The sequence below is a fragment of the Alcaligenes phenolicus genome, assembly GCF_032063905.1.
In the GTDB taxonomy this organism is placed as follows: Bacteria; Pseudomonadota; Gammaproteobacteria; order Burkholderiales; family Burkholderiaceae_B; genus Alcaligenes; species Alcaligenes phenolicus.
The window spans coordinates 116,923-131,536 of sequence record NZ_DAMBOE010000008.1 but is presented as its reverse complement, the minus strand read 5'-3'; the positions used below and the strand labels follow the sequence as shown (position 1 = coordinate 131,536).

General features: G+C 57.8%; 10 protein-coding genes. 8 read left to right on the top strand and 2 right to left on the bottom strand.

What is annotated here, in order from left to right:
• Positions 1–4 precede the first annotated feature (4 nt).
• From U2949_RS15865 to U2949_RS15855, 3 genes are all read left to right on the top strand, one after another.
• Positions 5–1,681: a TRAP transporter large permease gene (locus tag U2949_RS15865; RefSeq protein WP_321288855.1), complete on the top strand. Its 1,677-nt coding sequence runs from the start codon at positions 5–7 to the stop codon at positions 1,679–1,681.
• 24 nt (positions 1,682–1,705) lie between these two features.
• Positions 1,706–2,728 carry an XdhC family protein gene (locus U2949_RS15860; protein ID WP_321288739.1) on the top strand — a complete coding sequence of 341 codons (1,023 nt, stop codon included), beginning with the start codon at positions 1,706–1,708 and terminating at the stop codon, positions 2,726–2,728.
• A gap of 187 nt (positions 2,729–2,915) precedes the next feature.
• Positions 2,916–4,400, top strand: coding sequence for an NAD(P)H-hydrate dehydratase (locus U2949_RS15855; protein WP_321288737.1), 1,485 nt, complete (start codon positions 2,916–2,918; stop codon positions 4,398–4,400).
• 3 nt (positions 4,401–4,403) lie between these two features.
• On the opposite strand, the gene U2949_RS15850 is transcribed toward U2949_RS15855, so the two are convergent.
• Positions 4,404–5,327 (bottom strand): EamA family transporter, encoded by a 924-nt coding sequence (locus tag U2949_RS15850; protein ID WP_153230961.1) that lies wholly within the window; start codon positions 5,325–5,327, stop codon positions 4,404–4,406.
• Positions 5,328–5,479: 152 nt separating this feature from the next.
• Between U2949_RS15850 and U2949_RS15845 the strand changes: the two genes are divergently transcribed.
• Positions 5,480–7,084: a phospholipase D family protein gene (locus U2949_RS15845; protein WP_311044620.1), complete on the top strand. Its 1,605-nt coding sequence runs from the start codon at positions 5,480–5,482 to the stop codon at positions 7,082–7,084.
• Positions 7,085–7,178: 94 nt separating this feature from the next.
• On the opposite strand, the gene U2949_RS15840 is transcribed toward U2949_RS15845, so the two are convergent.
• Positions 7,179–10,787, bottom strand: coding sequence for an AAA family ATPase (locus tag U2949_RS15840; RefSeq protein WP_321288733.1), 3,609 nt, complete (start codon positions 10,785–10,787; stop codon positions 7,179–7,181).
• A gap of 195 nt (positions 10,788–10,982) precedes the next feature.
• Here U2949_RS15840 and U2949_RS15835 point away from each other — a divergent pair, with 195 nt between their 5' ends.
• From U2949_RS15835 to U2949_RS15820, 4 genes are all read left to right on the top strand, one after another.
• Positions 10,983–11,729, top strand: coding sequence for a GntR family transcriptional regulator (locus tag U2949_RS15835; RefSeq protein ID WP_257724274.1), 747 nt, complete (start codon positions 10,983–10,985; stop codon positions 11,727–11,729).
• A gap of 179 nt (positions 11,730–11,908) precedes the next feature.
• Positions 11,909–12,802: an MBL fold metallo-hydrolase gene (locus U2949_RS15830; protein ID WP_321288729.1), complete on the top strand. Its 894-nt coding sequence runs from the start codon at positions 11,909–11,911 to the stop codon at positions 12,800–12,802.
• Between the two features lie 21 nt (positions 12,803–12,823).
• Positions 12,824–13,798: a Bug family tripartite tricarboxylate transporter substrate binding protein gene (locus tag U2949_RS15825; RefSeq protein WP_321288727.1), complete on the top strand. Its 975-nt coding sequence runs from the start codon at positions 12,824–12,826 to the stop codon at positions 13,796–13,798.
• A 453-nt stretch (positions 13,799–14,251) separates the two neighbouring features.
• Positions 14,252–14,509, top strand: a complete 258-nt coding sequence (locus U2949_RS15820; RefSeq protein ID WP_321288725.1) for a hypothetical protein — start codon at positions 14,252–14,254, stop codon at positions 14,507–14,509.
• Positions 14,510–14,614: the final 105 nt, after the last annotated feature.

The window sequence follows — 14,614 nt, the reverse complement described above, 5'->3', positions numbered from 1 at the left end:
CATGATGGATTTATTTGTCGCCAATATGGCGCCAGTGATGTTTGCGTCACTGATTGTTTTCCTGCTGCTGGGCTTTCCGGTTGCCTTTGCGCTGGCCGCCAACGGCATGGTGTTCGGGCTGATCGGTGTGGAAATGGGCCTGTTCAACTGGTCCCTGTTCCAGGCCTTGCCACTGCGTGTGTTTGGCATCATGGCCAACGATACCTTGCTGGCGATTCCCTTCTTTACCTTCATGGGGCTGATTCTGGAAAGGTCGGGCATGGCAGAAGACCTGCTCGATACGATTGGTCAGCTGTTTGGCTCCATGCCCGGCGGCCTGGCCATTGCCGTGGTGTTTGTGGGAGCCATGCTGGCAGCCACCACAGGTGTGGTGTCGGCCTCGGTGATTTCCATGGGCCTGATCTCCTTGCCCATCATGCTGCGCTATGGCTACAGCCGTCGATTGGCAACGGGTGTGATCGCTGCTTCGGGCACCTTGTCGCAAATTATTCCGCCATCTCTGGTGTTGATCGTACTGGCTGACCAGTTGGGTCGTTCGGTAGGCGACATGTACCGTGGCACCATGGTGCCCGGTCTGGTGCTGACCGGTGCTTATCTGCTCTACATCCTGATTCTGGCCGTACTGCGTCCCAAGGATGTGCCTCCCATTCCGGTTGAGCATCGCACTTACTCGGAGGCCAATGGCCGCTCGGGTGCACGCTCCTTGTGCGTGTTGCTGCTGATCTCGCTGGTGGCCGGTTATGTATTGGACGAGTTTTGGGTTGATCCCAACGGCCCGGTAGATGAGAAGGTCATTATTTGCATCTTGCTGGTTGGTGGTGTGGCTTTCGTGCTGGCCCTGATCAACAAATGGCTGAAGCTGGGCTTGCTGTCTGTGCTGGCCGAACGCGTGGTGTTTGTGATGATCCCGCCCCTGGGCCTGATCTTTCTGGTACTGGGCACGATTTTCCTGGGTATTGCCACCCCCACGGAAGGCGGCGCGATGGGTGCAGTCGGTGCCATTCTGATGGCGGTCAGTCGTCGTCGTTTGAGCATCGATCTGCTCAAGCAAGCCATGGATACCACGGCCAAGCTGTCCTGCTTTGTGATGTTCATTCTGATCGGTTCCACCATCTTCTCGCTGACTTTCCGTGGCGTGGATGGTGACTTGTGGGTGGAGCACCTGCTGATTGACCTGCCTGGCGGTGAATACGGCTTCCTGATTCTGGTCAGTGTGCTGGTGTTTGTACTGGCCTTTTTCCTGGATTTCTTCGAGCTGGCGTTCATCATCGTGCCGTTGCTGGGGCCGGTGGCCGACAAGATGGGCATCGATTTAATCTGGTTTGGCGTGCTCTTAGCCGTTAATATGCAAACATCCTTTATGCATCCACCATTTGGCTTCTCACTATTTTATTTACGCTCGGTGGCGCCCAAGGATGATTACATCGATAAAGTGACCAAGAAAAAGATTCCGGGTGTGGCCACAGGCGACATTTACTGGGGCTCCGTACCGTTTATTTGTATCCAGCTCGTGATGATTGCTGTGGTGCTGCTGTTCCCTGGCATGGTGACGCATTACAAGGGAACGGGCGCCCAAGTTGATCCCAATACAGTCACGATCGAAATGCAGGACGAATACGGTGCCGACCTGAATCCGTTTGATGATTCGGGCGAGGGTGGCGGTATGCCGGTATTCAAATAAACACAGGAAAGACTGGAGACACATATGGAGAGCCTGGATGTCAGGGTATTGCGCCAGTTGCAAGAGTGGCGCGCACAAGGACGTGATGCCATTTTGGTCACGGTTGTGCAGACCTGGGGCTCGTCCCCCCGTCCAGAGGGCTCCATCATGGCTCTGGAAAAAGGTGGGGCGGTGGTCGGGTCGGTCTCGGGTGGTTGTATCGAGGACGACCTGATCCGTGCCTATCACGACCCCGCAGGGGCGGATAAACGCTTGCATGGCGATGGCCGTCCTCAGATGCTGACGTATGGCGTCAGCGCGGATGAAGCGCATCGCTTTGGCCTGCCTTGTGGTGGCACGATCCGTTTGCTGGTGGAGTTCAATCCCTGCCCGCAAGCGCTGTCGGAACTGCTGAGCTTGCTGGAGCAGCGCCATCTGGTGCAACGTCATGTGGATCTGCAAACTGGCCGTGCCTGGGGCAGTGCCACCCGTGTTCCGGCTGCCTTGCATTTAAGCCAGGACTGCCTGTCGGTCACTTTTGGCCCGTCTTATCGGCTCTTGCTGATCGGGGGCGGACAACTGTCCGAGTACGTGGCGACCATTGCCTTGTTCAATGGCTTTGATGTGACAGTCTGCGATCCGCGCAGCGAGCATATTCAGGGCTGGAGCGTGGCGGGTGCACGTGTGGTCAGCGGCATGCCGGACGATGAAGTCATTGCCTGCGTGCCGGATCGACGCACAGCCATTGTGGCTCTGACGCACGATCCCAAACTGGACGATATGGCCTTGCTGGAGGCGCTCAAGAGCAGTGCCTTTTATGTGGGGGCGATTGGCTCGCGACGTAATAATCAGAGCCGTCGTGAACGCCTGGCCGAATACTTTGACCTGACGGCTGAAGAAATCGACAAGCTCAAAGGTCCGATTGGCTTGTATATAGGCAGCAAGACCCCGGCAGAGATTGCCGTCAGCATCATGGCCGAGATCATCGCGATCAAGAACGGAGTGGAGGTGCCGCGTGAGCTGTCCGTCGGCTCTGTCAAGGATAGACAAGAACAGCCGTCGGCCTAGGTGGTGGCTGCCGCGACAGTTCTGTATTCAGACTTTTCGCACTAAGATAAGAGAACGGGCGGCGACCCGTTCTTTTTTGTCTCCGGGCCGCCCAGGACCTGACGCTTGCTGTCTTCAGCAGGCCGCCAGCGGGTGACAAGCCCGTGCCGCGTAGGGACGTTTTGATTTCTGCCTTTGTGAGCCTGCCATGCCCTTCGTGTCCCAATACGGTTTTTTGCCCCTGAGTGCTGCTCCAGGAAAACAGGCTCTATACAGCCCGGCACAGTGCGCCAGCATGGATGCGGCAGCGCCGGCTTTCGGGGTATCCATCGAGCAATTGATGCAGGCCGCCGCCAGTGCGGTAGCGCGTACCGTGCAGCGGCACTGGCCGCAAGGGGCGGTGCTGTTCTTGTGCGGGCCGGGTAATAACGGCGGGGATGCCTTGGTAGCGGCGCAAATTCTGCGCGAACAGGGGCGGGTTGTTTCCGTGTTCAGTCTGGTGGACCCGTCCCTGCGACAAGGAACGGCTGCCTGGGCCCAAACGCAATGGCAGGGTCGTTGGGAAAGCCAATGCCCGGACTTTCGACGTTTTTCCGTGGTGGTGGATGGTTTGCTGGGCGCAGGCCTGGATCGTGACGTAGAAGGCGAGACAGCGGCCCTGATTCAGTCCCTGGCCGCTTCCAAAGTCCCCGTGTGTGCCATTGACGTACCTTCGGGCCTGGATGGAGCCAGCGGGCAGGTGAGGGGTGTGGTTGCCCCTGCCACGGTGACAGTCAGCTTTGTGCGCTATAAACCGGGCCATGTGCTGTATCCGGGGCGAGCGCTGTGCGGCAAGCTGGAGCTGGCCGAAATCGGCATGCCAGCCCCGGCCTTGCAAGAGGCCAACACCTGGTTGAATGAGCCCGCCTTGTGGCAGGCTCATCTGCCGCAGTTGGGGGCCCAGAGCCACAAATACACACGTGGGCATGCCCTGGTGGTCGGGGGCGCGCAGATGACCGGAGCCAGTCGTCTGGCGGCCCGTGCTGCGCAACGCGCGGGTGCCGGGCTGGTCAGCATGGTCGTGCCGCCTTCGGTCTGGCCGGTTTACGCCGGTGCACTGGACAGCATCATGGTGGCCCCTTTAGATGACACTCTGACCACGGACGAGCGCATTCGCGCTTGGCTGGTGGGGCCGGGGGCGGGGTTGGGCGAGGAAACCCGCCGCCTGACTTTGGCCTTGCTGGCAACGGAGCGGCCTTGTGTTCTGGACGCCGATGCCATCAGCAGCTTTGCAGAGCAGCCGCAGGAATTGCTGGATGCCTTGCATGAACAATGCGTGCTGACACCCCATGCTGGAGAATTTGCCCGTGTTTTTGAGGCGGCACCGGACCGGCTGGAGGCAGCGCGTTTGGCCGCCAGACAGTGTGGGGCCGTGCTAGTCCTGAAAGGGGCCGATACGGTGATTGCCGCGCCCGATGGGCGGGCCCTGATCAATGCCTGCGCACCGCCTTGGCTGGCCACAGGCGGCAGCGGGGATGTGCTGGCGGGTCTGGTCTGCGGCTTGCTGACCCAGGGCATGCCGGCCTTTGAAGCGGCCGGTGCGGCTGTCTGGCTGCATTCACAAGCTGCGCTGGAGTTTGGCCCCGGCCTGATCCCGGAGGATTTGATAGAAGTACTGCCGCGCGTTTGGCAGCGCCTTCTGTCCAGGGCCTGAGGCTTATTTGCGTGGGGCGCGCTGGTAGGCCAGCGCCACAATCCCGCTAAGCACCACCGCTCCACCCAGCAATTGGGTGGAGTTCAAGGTCTGTTTCAGAATCAGCCAGCCCAGAATCAGTGAGGCCACCGGCTCCATATTCATGAAGGGCGCATTGCGTGTCATGTCCAGGCGGGGAGCCAGCACAAACAGGGTTACAAAGCCCGTGGTGTACAGCACGCAGACCAGCGACAGGGCAATCCAGCCTACAGCATCGTGGGGCAGGGAAGAACCACCGGGCAGCAGCCCCAGGGGGCTGAGCGCAATCAGGCAGACCAGGGTTTGGCTGATGGTACAGAAACTGCGCACCAGACCGGGCAGGGGCGCCAGTTTATTTTCTGTAATCCACAGGCCAATCGCAAAGGTTAGGGCGGTCAGCAGGCTGCACACCACACCCAGCACCCATTGCCCATCCAGCGTGGCCCCTTTGATCAGGCTGGGGGCGTCCAGCGCCAGCAAGAGGCCAACCAGAATCGCCACCATGATGATGGACGTCTTGCGCGTGGGTTTGTGCCCGCCCAGTATCCAGGTCAGCAGGGCCAGCAGAATCGGGTACATATTGGCCACCAGCAAGGCCAGGGCGACAGGGATGCGGGCAATGGAGGAATAAATCAGCATGCACTGCATGGTGATCAGCCCGCCGAGCATCAGCTGCCAGCCCAGATACTGACGGGGTACGTACAGGGCTTGCTTGCGCCAGATCAGCAGCATGCTCAAGGCCAGGGTGGCGGCGGCCGAGCGAAAAATAACCGAGATGATCAGCCCGGTGCCATGGTCCAGCGCTACTTTGGCCGCAATATGGTTGGCGGCGAAGGAGCTGCCCAGCATCAACAGCAAAATAATGGCAAGGTGGCGGGGCAGTAATGCAGAGGACGTGGCGGGGGGCATGCTACTTGTTTCAAGTTTAAAGAATGGGCGGATGCTTTATTGTTGTCCGCCCTGCCACTTGCTGCAAGTATTGATTGCGAAACGTGCCAGGGATTGGCCACAGGGGCGGTGCTACTATGTGGAGCGATGCCCATGCCCACAGAGATGCTTTCATGAAAATCGACCCCGCCAAGAAGCCGACGATACCCCGTTCTTCGGGGCAAGCTCCGTCCTTTTTCTGGCGCAGCTTGATGGCGGGTGGCGCCTTGGTGGCCGGCCTGACAGGCTGTGCCTTGCCTTCGCTGGAAGGACGTAGTCAAAGCGAGGCTTTGCCGCTGGATCAGGCCAGGGACACCATGATTGGCCAGGCGGTGGCCCCCATGGCACAGGAGCATCCGGGCCTGACCGGCATTTATCCTTTGTTCGATCCGCACGACGCTTATGCCGCCCGTGCCTTGCTGGCGTTTGCCGCTCAAAAAACGCTGGATGTGCAGTATTACATCTGGCGGGGCGACACCACCGGCACCTTGATGCTGGGCACCTTGTTGCAGGCTGCCGAGCGCGGCGTGCGTGTACGTTTGTTGATTGATGACAACGGTATCACCGGGCTGGATGATACCTTGGCCGCCCTGAATGCCCATCCCAATGTGGAGGTGCGGCTGTTCAACCCCTTTGTGCTGCGCTGGCCCAAGCCCTTGGGTTTTCTGACGGACTTTTCCCGCCTGAACCGGCGCATGCACAACAAGTCTTTCACCGTGGATAACCAGGTCACCATTATTGGTGGGCGCAATGTGGGCGATGAGTACTTCGGTGCGACTCAGGACGTCCTGTTTGCGGATCTGGACGTGATGGCAATTGGTGCCGTGGTGCAGGACGTCTCCAAGGATTTTGATCGTTACTGGGCCAGCCAATCGGCCTATCCGGTGGACAGCCTGATCAAGACAGGCGGGCCGGAAGCGCTGGTGAAGTTTCAGGCGAAGTTGCAAGAGGCTGAAGCTCAGCCACGCGCCAAGGATTACCAGCAGGTGCTGCGCGAGTCCGATCTGGTCAGTTATTTAGTGCGTGGCGAGCTGGATTTCCAGTGGGCGCGCACCACCATGATCAGCGATGATCCGGCCAAGGCTTTAGGGCCCGTTAACCCGGAGCAGTTGCTGGTTTGGCAGATGGACCATGTGCTGGGTAAACCCACCAGCCAGGTGGATCTGGTGTCCTCGTATTTTGTGCCTACCGCTGCGGGTGTGCGGGCCTTTGAGGAAATGATGAAACGGCCTGGCATGAAGGTCCGTATTCTGACCAACTCCCTGGCTGCAACAGACGTGACGGCTGTACATGCAGGTTATGCGAAACGACGCAAGGCTTTGCTTGAAGCGGGTGTGCAATTGCTGGAGCTGCGCCCCACCTTGGATAAACCGACCCGCCACGGTTCCGGGCCTTTTGGTAGTTCGGGTTCGGCCTTGCATGCCAAGACCTTTGCGGTGGATGGCAAGCGCTTGTTTGTTGGCTCCTTCAATTTCGATCCGCGCTCGGTCAATTTGAATACGGAACTGGGTTTTATTATTGAAAGCTCTGAAATGGCGCAGGCCCTGTCCAAGAGTTTTGAGGAAGTCCTGCCTTACCGCAGCTATCGTGTGGAACTGGACGAGAAGGGCGATCTGGTGTGGATTCAACTGAACGAAGACGGCACCCAGCGCTTTTTCACTTCCGAGCCTAATGCCAGTATCTGGCGACGAGCCGGGGTTGGCGTCTTGTCTATCTTGCCAATCGAGTGGCTGCTTTAAGCCCGATTCAGGCACTTACGTTTGATGTGAAATGCCCCCAAGGATAAAGCGTTATCCTTGGGGGCATTTTCATGTTGGCGTAGCCCGTTGCTGACTAGACTTTGAGCTTTTGTACGGCCTGTCGGCGGGTCTGAATCCAGTCTGCGTAGCGACGTAGTCCATGTTTTTCCATGTGTTGCTCGGCCAGATTCCACTCTTGCAAGGCTTGCGCGTTTTCGCCCAGAGCCATCCAGGCATCACCGCGCACACAGTGCAGCTCGGTGCCTAGGCTGTCGGTGTCGTAGCGCAGTCCTTGAGCGGCCGCCTTGTCCAGCCAGGGCATGGCTTCATTGCTGCGGCCCAGGCGAATCATGGCACGGGCAATGCGGCTCATCAGGCCGTCGGCGGTGATGGGCAGGCCGTACTGGGCGATCTGTACGCAATCGAGCAGGGATTGCAGGCTGGTTTCGCGGCCATGCAGCATTACATGGCAATAGTGCAGGTAAGAGCGGCTAAGCGCAGACCAGGGCTCGGGGTTATGTGATTTTTGCAGCTCTTGCAGGGACAGCTCGGCCACTTGCAGACAGTCTTCCAGCTGTTCCATCAGGTAGTAGGCCTGCATAACGAACAAATGGGTAATGGCGCGCAGGGAAAAGGCGGTGTCCTCACGCAAGGATTGCAAGGCCAGATGGGCGTGCTGCTGTGCAGCGTCCATATTGCCTTTCAAGGCCAGGGCGACGCTCAGGGTTCCAAAAGTAATGGATTGAGGGAAGTGCTCGGCAATGGCCTGACGGCTGTTTTGCTCCTTCAGGTCATCAAAGACAGCCAGACTCAGGTTTAGCGTCTGGATGGCATTGGTGACGTTCCCTTTCCACAGCTCATGCTGACCAATTGCGTACAAGGCCCAGCTGCGGTTTTGATCGTGACTGGTTTCATTGGCCAGGGCCAGCAGCTGGCGTGCTTTTTGCAGGGCTTGTTCGAAGTTGCCCTGGGCCTGGAAAGCTGTCCAGGCTGTCCACAAGCTGACCATGACCTGATCCGAATCGTGCTCGTCATGCAGCTCATGGCCCAGCTCGTAGGCCATGGCCGTAGAGGCCGAGGCCGGGCCGTACAAGGAGGACTCAATGGCGCCTTGCAGCATGCGGCACTCAAATTGCAGGGTTTGGCGTACTTGCAGGTCCTCAATCAGCTCGCTGCGGTTCAAGGAGCGTTGCAGGTATTGGCTGGCCTGACGCAAATCGTCTTGCGCCAGAGCCTCGCGGGCAGCGCGTTGCCACCAGAAAGCGGCTTCCGGACTTTCGGCTTCGCACAGATGCAGGGCAACATACTCGGGCGCATGACGACGGCGTATGCCGTGCTGGGCGATGGCGTAGTGGGCCTGGCGCAGTTCTTCCTGCATGGCCACACGTTCCAGCGCCTGGGAGACCAGCGGCAGGCAGGAGACATGCTTGTCATGCACATCAATCAAGTCCAGTGTTGCCAAGGTGTCCAAGCCGCTGCTCAAAGCGGTGTTTTCCTGGCGCAGCATCAGAGCCAGTTCGTCGATGGAAATGGGGTGTTCCTGCAAGGCGATGCTGCTCAGGATGTGACGCGTGGCGGGCAGGAGGCTGTGGTACTGGGTGCAGATCAGGTCAGTCAGGCACAAGGCATCGCTGTATTCGCTATTCAGTTCGTGACAGCGCAGCAGCTCATTGGCGTGGCCAGGATTGCCCGCGCTTAGCTTGACCAGACGGCTGCGTTTATCTCGCGCCAGGCGTTGTCCTCGTTGACCACTTAACAGGCTGTTGATGCTGGAGCGGTCCAGCGTACGCAGGCTCAGGTGCTCGGCACGTTCCAGGCCATGGCCGGGCTTGCGGCTGGTCGTCAGCAGCAAGGTCGGGTGACGCGGGGCGGTGTGCGCCAGCAAGCGGATCAGGCGCTGGGTAGGCGGGTCGGCCCATTGCACGTTTTCAATAATCAGCAGGCGACGGCGCGGCGAATTGCCAGTGCCGCTCAGCAAGTTGAACAGCAAGTCCATATGAGCCGTGGAAGGCTCGTTCAGGTCCTGTTCGTCCGGGCCGCTGTTCAACCATTGATGCAGGGACTGGGCCTGTTTGGGGCTGATTTCCAGTGCCTCTTGCAGGGTCTGCACGGAGAAAGGATCGCGCTGCTTGCCGTTTTGCGCGGCGATGTAATCGGCAATTTGCTCGTGCAGCCAGAGGCGAATCGGGTGCCAGGCCACGCGGCGCTTCTCTTCACGACAATTGAGCACAATGCAGTGGTGGGCAGTTTTCTGCACATAGTCCGCCAGCGACTGCACCAGCAGGCTCTTGCCGATATGGGCGCGACCGTGAATGGCAATGTGATGCAAGGCACGATTAGGACCGATATGTGACCAGGCTTGCACCAGATGGTCGAACTCTTGCGAGCGGCCATAGACGCGGCTGGTTAAACGCGTATGGTCCGCATCGGAGGGGCTCAGATTCAGCCACAGGGCTTCATTCTGGCGACCCAGCGGGCCTTGCACATCCTTGGTGTCCAGACGCAGAGCAGCCTGCACGCTGATACGCGGTGCGCCGGGGCTGGCTTCCCAGCTCAAGGGCAGCACCACTTGTGCCAATTGGCCCCAAGGGTCGGGGTAGGCACTGTGATCGTCCATGGCCAGATCGGCATGCAGGGCGATACTCAGCTTGACGTGCTCATCCATGCGCAAGGTTGCGGCAACCCGCGCCAATGCAGCTGCTTGTGCGACAGGCGACTCCAGCAACTCGGGATAACCGAAGTAGGCAATCAACTGATTGGGACCGGCCTCACAGGGCCAGCCGCCATGCTGTTCGATCAAAGTCTGCAAGGTCTGACGGCTTTGTTCCAGCAAATAGCCGCCGCGTTCACAGGCATGACGATGGCCGGGCTCAAAGCGCAGGCAAAAGCCGACAGCGGCCAGGGGACGCAGGCGCAGGGAGACCGTTGTGGGCAGGGATTTGGCGGGGCTGATCGAGCGGGCCGGCAAATCCACCAGATTGCGTGTTTGGGCGCTGGGCTCGCAACCCAGGCGGTCGGCCAGCAAGACCGAACACTGCTCATAAGCGTGCAGGGCGGCTTCGTGCTGACCTTCTTGTTTCAGCAGTCGAATCAGCTCTTGATGCAGTTTTTCCTCTTCCGGCCAGATCAGGAGCCAGCGTTTAAGGTAACTGATTGCTTGCGGCGTAGGCAGCGCGCTCAGGCCAGACTGTATGTAACGGTCACGGCATTGCGACAGAGTTTGACGAATGTTTTGCTGTGTATCCTGCAACCAATCCTGTAGCTGCTCGCCATGGTGCAGTTTGACCTGCCCCAGCAGGGGGCCCTGATACAGATTCAGGCGCTCCAGATCGTTCAGCGATGGCTGGCTGGGGTGTTGCAGCAGGCTGAGCACATCCACCTGGGCGCGACTGGGGTCCAGGGCCAGGGCGTCATTGGTAATGTGCAGGGCCTGATCACAGCCCTCAAAGGCGCGGCGCAGGGCATGCAGCGCGTGGCGCAAACGAGCACGGCCCACACTGATAGGGTCTTCATGCCAGATCGTTTCAGCCAGACGGCTGCGACTGATAGGCTTGCCCTGGGCCAAGGCCAACATGGACAACAAAATACGCGCTTTATCGTAGTTAATGAGTTGTGCGCGGCATTGCCCTTGAACCAGTAGTCGGTAGGTACCGAGCAGGTAAATTTGGGCCAAGTGCGAGGCGGAGGAAGGCAAGACATCCATGGGCTCGGGCTCGTATCAAGAGTTAAGCAATGATTGGGATAATGTATCCGATCCGTTTAATTTTCGTTTACTAACTTTTGCAAAAATAAACGCTTTGCTTGTTCAAGGTTAAACCTTTTTGGGATATCTCCGGCTTATCTCATCGCAGGCTATGATGTGGACTTGTCACTTTCCTGTGCTTGGTTGCCTCTTCGTATGGTGGATCCCACACGTTCTTCACTGCGCAAACAGTCCAAATTGCCTTTGTCGCTCAAGGTGAAATATACCTTGCGAGCGCGCCTGGAGCGTGGCGAATGGCCGGTGGGCACGCGTATCCCCACGCTGGAAGAGCTGATGCAGGAATACGGCGTTTCACGCGCTACGGTGCGGGCGGCGCTGGATGAGCTGGAACATGAAGGTCTGATCGAGCGCACGCGCGGCAAGGGCACTTTTGTCATTGGTGACGTTGCGCAGGATCATTGGCTGATGTTGCCCACCAATTGGGATGCCTTGATCGAACATCTGACGCGTCTGGATTCGGTCATGGTGGAGCTGGGCAATGGTCTGGGAGCCTTGCCCATTGAAATTACCGGGCAGTCCTTGCCCGATGAGTATTGGTGGACCAGCCGTGTGAATTACGCTGATGGCGTGGCTTACAGCCTGAATACGGTATACGTGTTGAATAGTCTGGCCCAGACCTTGCAACCGGAGTTAAGTCAGGAACCAGTGCTGCTGGTGCTGAATCGTCTGGCTCGCGAGCAGATTCATACTATTCGTCAGACACTGACCGTGCGGGTTGCCGATGCGGATTTAGCACGCCATTTGAATATGGACATAGGCATGCCTGTGGTGCGGGTAATTCGTCTGATTGTGAACCGCGCAAATCAACTGGTTTATGCGGCGCAGGTCTTTTATCCCGCTAAATATCTCAGCATTCAGACCGAGCTGACACCCGGCCTTTAAGCCTGCCATCCCAGGCGCGCTGCGGCTTTACGACATTCCTAGGTAAAAACACCAAGTTATGCCGCTGGATAGCGAGGTGTACACTTTTTTCATAAAGTCCTAAAAATAGAACTTTATGACTTTATAGGGAAGGCACTGTTCTGGTGCTGAATGTTTTTATCTGTTTGGAGGAGTTTTACGTGAAGATAACCATGCTTGGCACCGGCGCTGCGCTGCCAGATCCCGATCGTGCCCAGTCGTCCATTTTGGTGACGCTGGAGAACGGCAAGAATTACCTGTTTGATTGCGGTGAGGGGGCCACGCGTCAGATGGTGAAGGCCAATATCAATCCGGCCGATGTGCCTTGGGTGTTTTTAAGCCATCTGCACTATGACCACGTTTGCGGTCTGCCGTTTTTTGTACTGTCCAGCTGGGTTTTTAACCGTGAGGGCAAGCTGAAGGTTTTTGGCCCCAAAGGCACGCAGGATTTTGTGGATCATTCCTTCGAGAATGGCGCGTTCCGGGTGGATATTCAGGCTCGTGCGGCTTATCCCGCTCGTCAGAAAAATATTGAAGCGGTACGCCCCGAGGTCTTCGAGGTGGAGCCTGGTCTGATGTACGAGGACGAGGACGTCAAAATCTACATTGATGTGGTGGACCACATTCCTAGCGAAATTACGGACTGCTTTGGTATTCGTATGGAGGCTGAGGGCAAGGTTGTGGCGTTCAGTGGTGACACGGCTCCGTGTGAGTCCATGATACGTCTGGCGCAGGATGCGGATCTGCTGATACACGAGTGCACTTTTCCGGAGTCTTTCCTGAAGCATCGCGCGCAGTCAGGGGTAGGGACGTTTGCCCATACCAGTCCTTTGCAGTTGGGCGAGATCGCTCGTAAAGCCAATGTGAGGAGTTTAGTGGCCACGCATTTTGGACATTACGATTCCACCAGTCCGGTGATTAAACGTGCGGCGGGCAATCATCTGCCGGTTGATTTGATGGGGCCGGAGCGTCTGGATGAAGTGGCTCGGGATATTCGCAAAAGCTACAAAGGCGATTTGCGCTTGGCAACGGATTTGATGCGTATAGACCTGTAAAAGGCGCGCGGAGGAGACAAGATGCAAGCAATGAAAAAGACGGTGGTGGGTCTGGTGGCTACGCTTGGTTTGGCTGCGGCGGGGCCAGCCTGGGCGGATTATCCCGATCACCCTGTGCGAGTGGTGATTCCTTACCCTCCAGGAGCGGCGGGTGACATTATTTTCCGTATCTTGCAGCCCGAACTGTCGAAGGAGCTGGGGCAGACGGTAATTACGGATTACAAGACCGGCGCGGGCGGCAATATCGGCACGCAGATGGTGGCGCGCTCCAAACCGGACGGCTACACCTTGCTGTTTTCAGCCACCAATAATTTTGTGATCAATCAGTTCTTGTACAAGAACATGGGTTATGACCCGCTCAAGGATTTGTATGTGATTAACAAGGTGGCGGATGCGGCGGCTTTTGTTTATGTGAATGGAGATTTGCCGGTCAAGAATATGGCTGAATTCCGGGATTATGTTCAGCAGCGCAAAGGGCAGGTGAATTACGGGACGCCAGGAGCAGGCACAACGCCGGAGCTGTCGGCCTGGAAGCTGTCCGAGGCTCTGGAGGGCGACATGCTGGGTATTCATTACCGAGGCTCGGCGCCGGGGATTCAGGCTTTGTTGAGCAATGAAGTGCAGATGTTTGTCAGCAGCTATGGTTTGGGGGCGGCTTTTCTGCCAGAAGGTCGTTTGAAGGCCTTGGCGGTGGCCTTGCCAGAGCGCTTCCCAGCTTTGCCTGATGTGCCCACGATGGAGGAGCTGGGCTACAAGGACGTGGTGATCAGCAATTGGTGGGCGTTGGCTGTTCCCGCCGGGACGGATACGGAGATCGTCGGCAAGATTGAAGGGGCTTTGGAGAAGGTTCTGGCTGATCCGGCTATTCGCAGCAAGCTGCTGGATCAAGGGTATTTGCTGTCCAAGGTTTCTGCCGAGGAGTTTCGGAAGGGACTGCCGGCGGAGGCGAATTATTGGCACGATATCGTGACTAAGGCTGGGATTAGTCTGGATTGATATGTCGCTTGAGTACAGGGTTGGCTTGATTGGGATTGAGTGTTTTGTCGAGCCCTGTATGCGAGGGTTTATTTGAAGTGGGAGGGGGGGCTGGTTTTGACAGGAGGAGGCTTTCTTCAGGACGTGCTGTTTGGGCTTTGCGTGAGGGCGGCGGATAGTTTTCTTGTGGGGCCCGGGTACGGCTTGTCTTGGCGGGTCTCTTGCCCACGCTGCGCGTGGGTTCCCTTGTCAGAGTGCTGGGGCGGGCGGGTCGTGAACTCGGAGCGCGGTTTGTCCCCCGGACAAACCGCAAGCGTGCTCCTCAAACAGCACGACCCTTGCATCCCGCCCCAGCACTCTGCCCGCGGCAAGAGCCCTGACTCGCCCGCCAAGCCGTACCCGGGCCCCACAAGAAAACAAGCAACACTGTTTTAAGCCCAAACAGCACTGGCATGGGGAGAGGGCTAGAGAGGCTTGCTTGATGGCTCGAGTCCTGTTTTAAGGCACGACTCTCGCGTCGTCGTAGTCGTCGTAGTCGTCGTCGTCGTCGTCGTCGTAGTAGTAGTAGTAGTAGTAGTAGTAGTAGTAGTAGTAGTAGTAGTAGTAGTAGGTGTTGTTGTTGTTGTTGTTGTTGTTGTTGTTGTTGTTGTTGTTGTTGTTGGGGCTCTTCTGGCGCTATTGCTTTCGCACTATAAACAGGGCGTAAAAGCAGCAAACCTCATATCGCATTGAGCCATTCAGTTGGACTCTTGAAAAGAAGGGAACAGAGTAATGTGAGTCTGCCGGTTGGTGCAGGTGTAGGGGTGTTCGGGCGATTCAGAGTACTTGCCGCGGTCA

Bases quoted from the DNA above. Each gene is read 5' to 3' on its own strand.
- U2949_RS15865 (WP_321288855.1), top strand. From the start codon at position 5: ATGGATTTATTTGTCGCCAATATGGCGCCAGTGATGTTTGCGTCACTG.
- U2949_RS15860 (WP_321288739.1), top strand. From the start codon at position 1,706: ATGGAGAGCCTGGATGTCAGGGTATTGCGCCAGTTGCAAGAGTGGCGC.
- U2949_RS15855 (WP_321288737.1), top strand. From the start codon at position 2,916: ATGCCCTTCGTGTCCCAATACGGTTTTTTGCCCCTGAGTGCTGCTCCA.
- U2949_RS15850 (WP_153230961.1), bottom strand. From the start codon at position 5,327: ATGCCCCCCGCCACGTCCTCTGCATTACTGCCCCGCCACCTTGCCATT.
- U2949_RS15845 (WP_311044620.1), top strand. From the start codon at position 5,480: ATGAAAATCGACCCCGCCAAGAAGCCGACGATACCCCGTTCTTCGGGG.
- U2949_RS15840 (WP_321288733.1), bottom strand. From the start codon at position 10,787: ATGGATGTCTTGCCTTCCTCCGCCTCGCACTTGGCCCAAATTTACCTG.
- U2949_RS15835 (WP_257724274.1), top strand. From the start codon at position 10,983: ATGGTGGATCCCACACGTTCTTCACTGCGCAAACAGTCCAAATTGCCT.
- U2949_RS15825 (WP_321288727.1), top strand. From the start codon at position 12,824: ATGCAAGCAATGAAAAAGACGGTGGTGGGTCTGGTGGCTACGCTTGGT.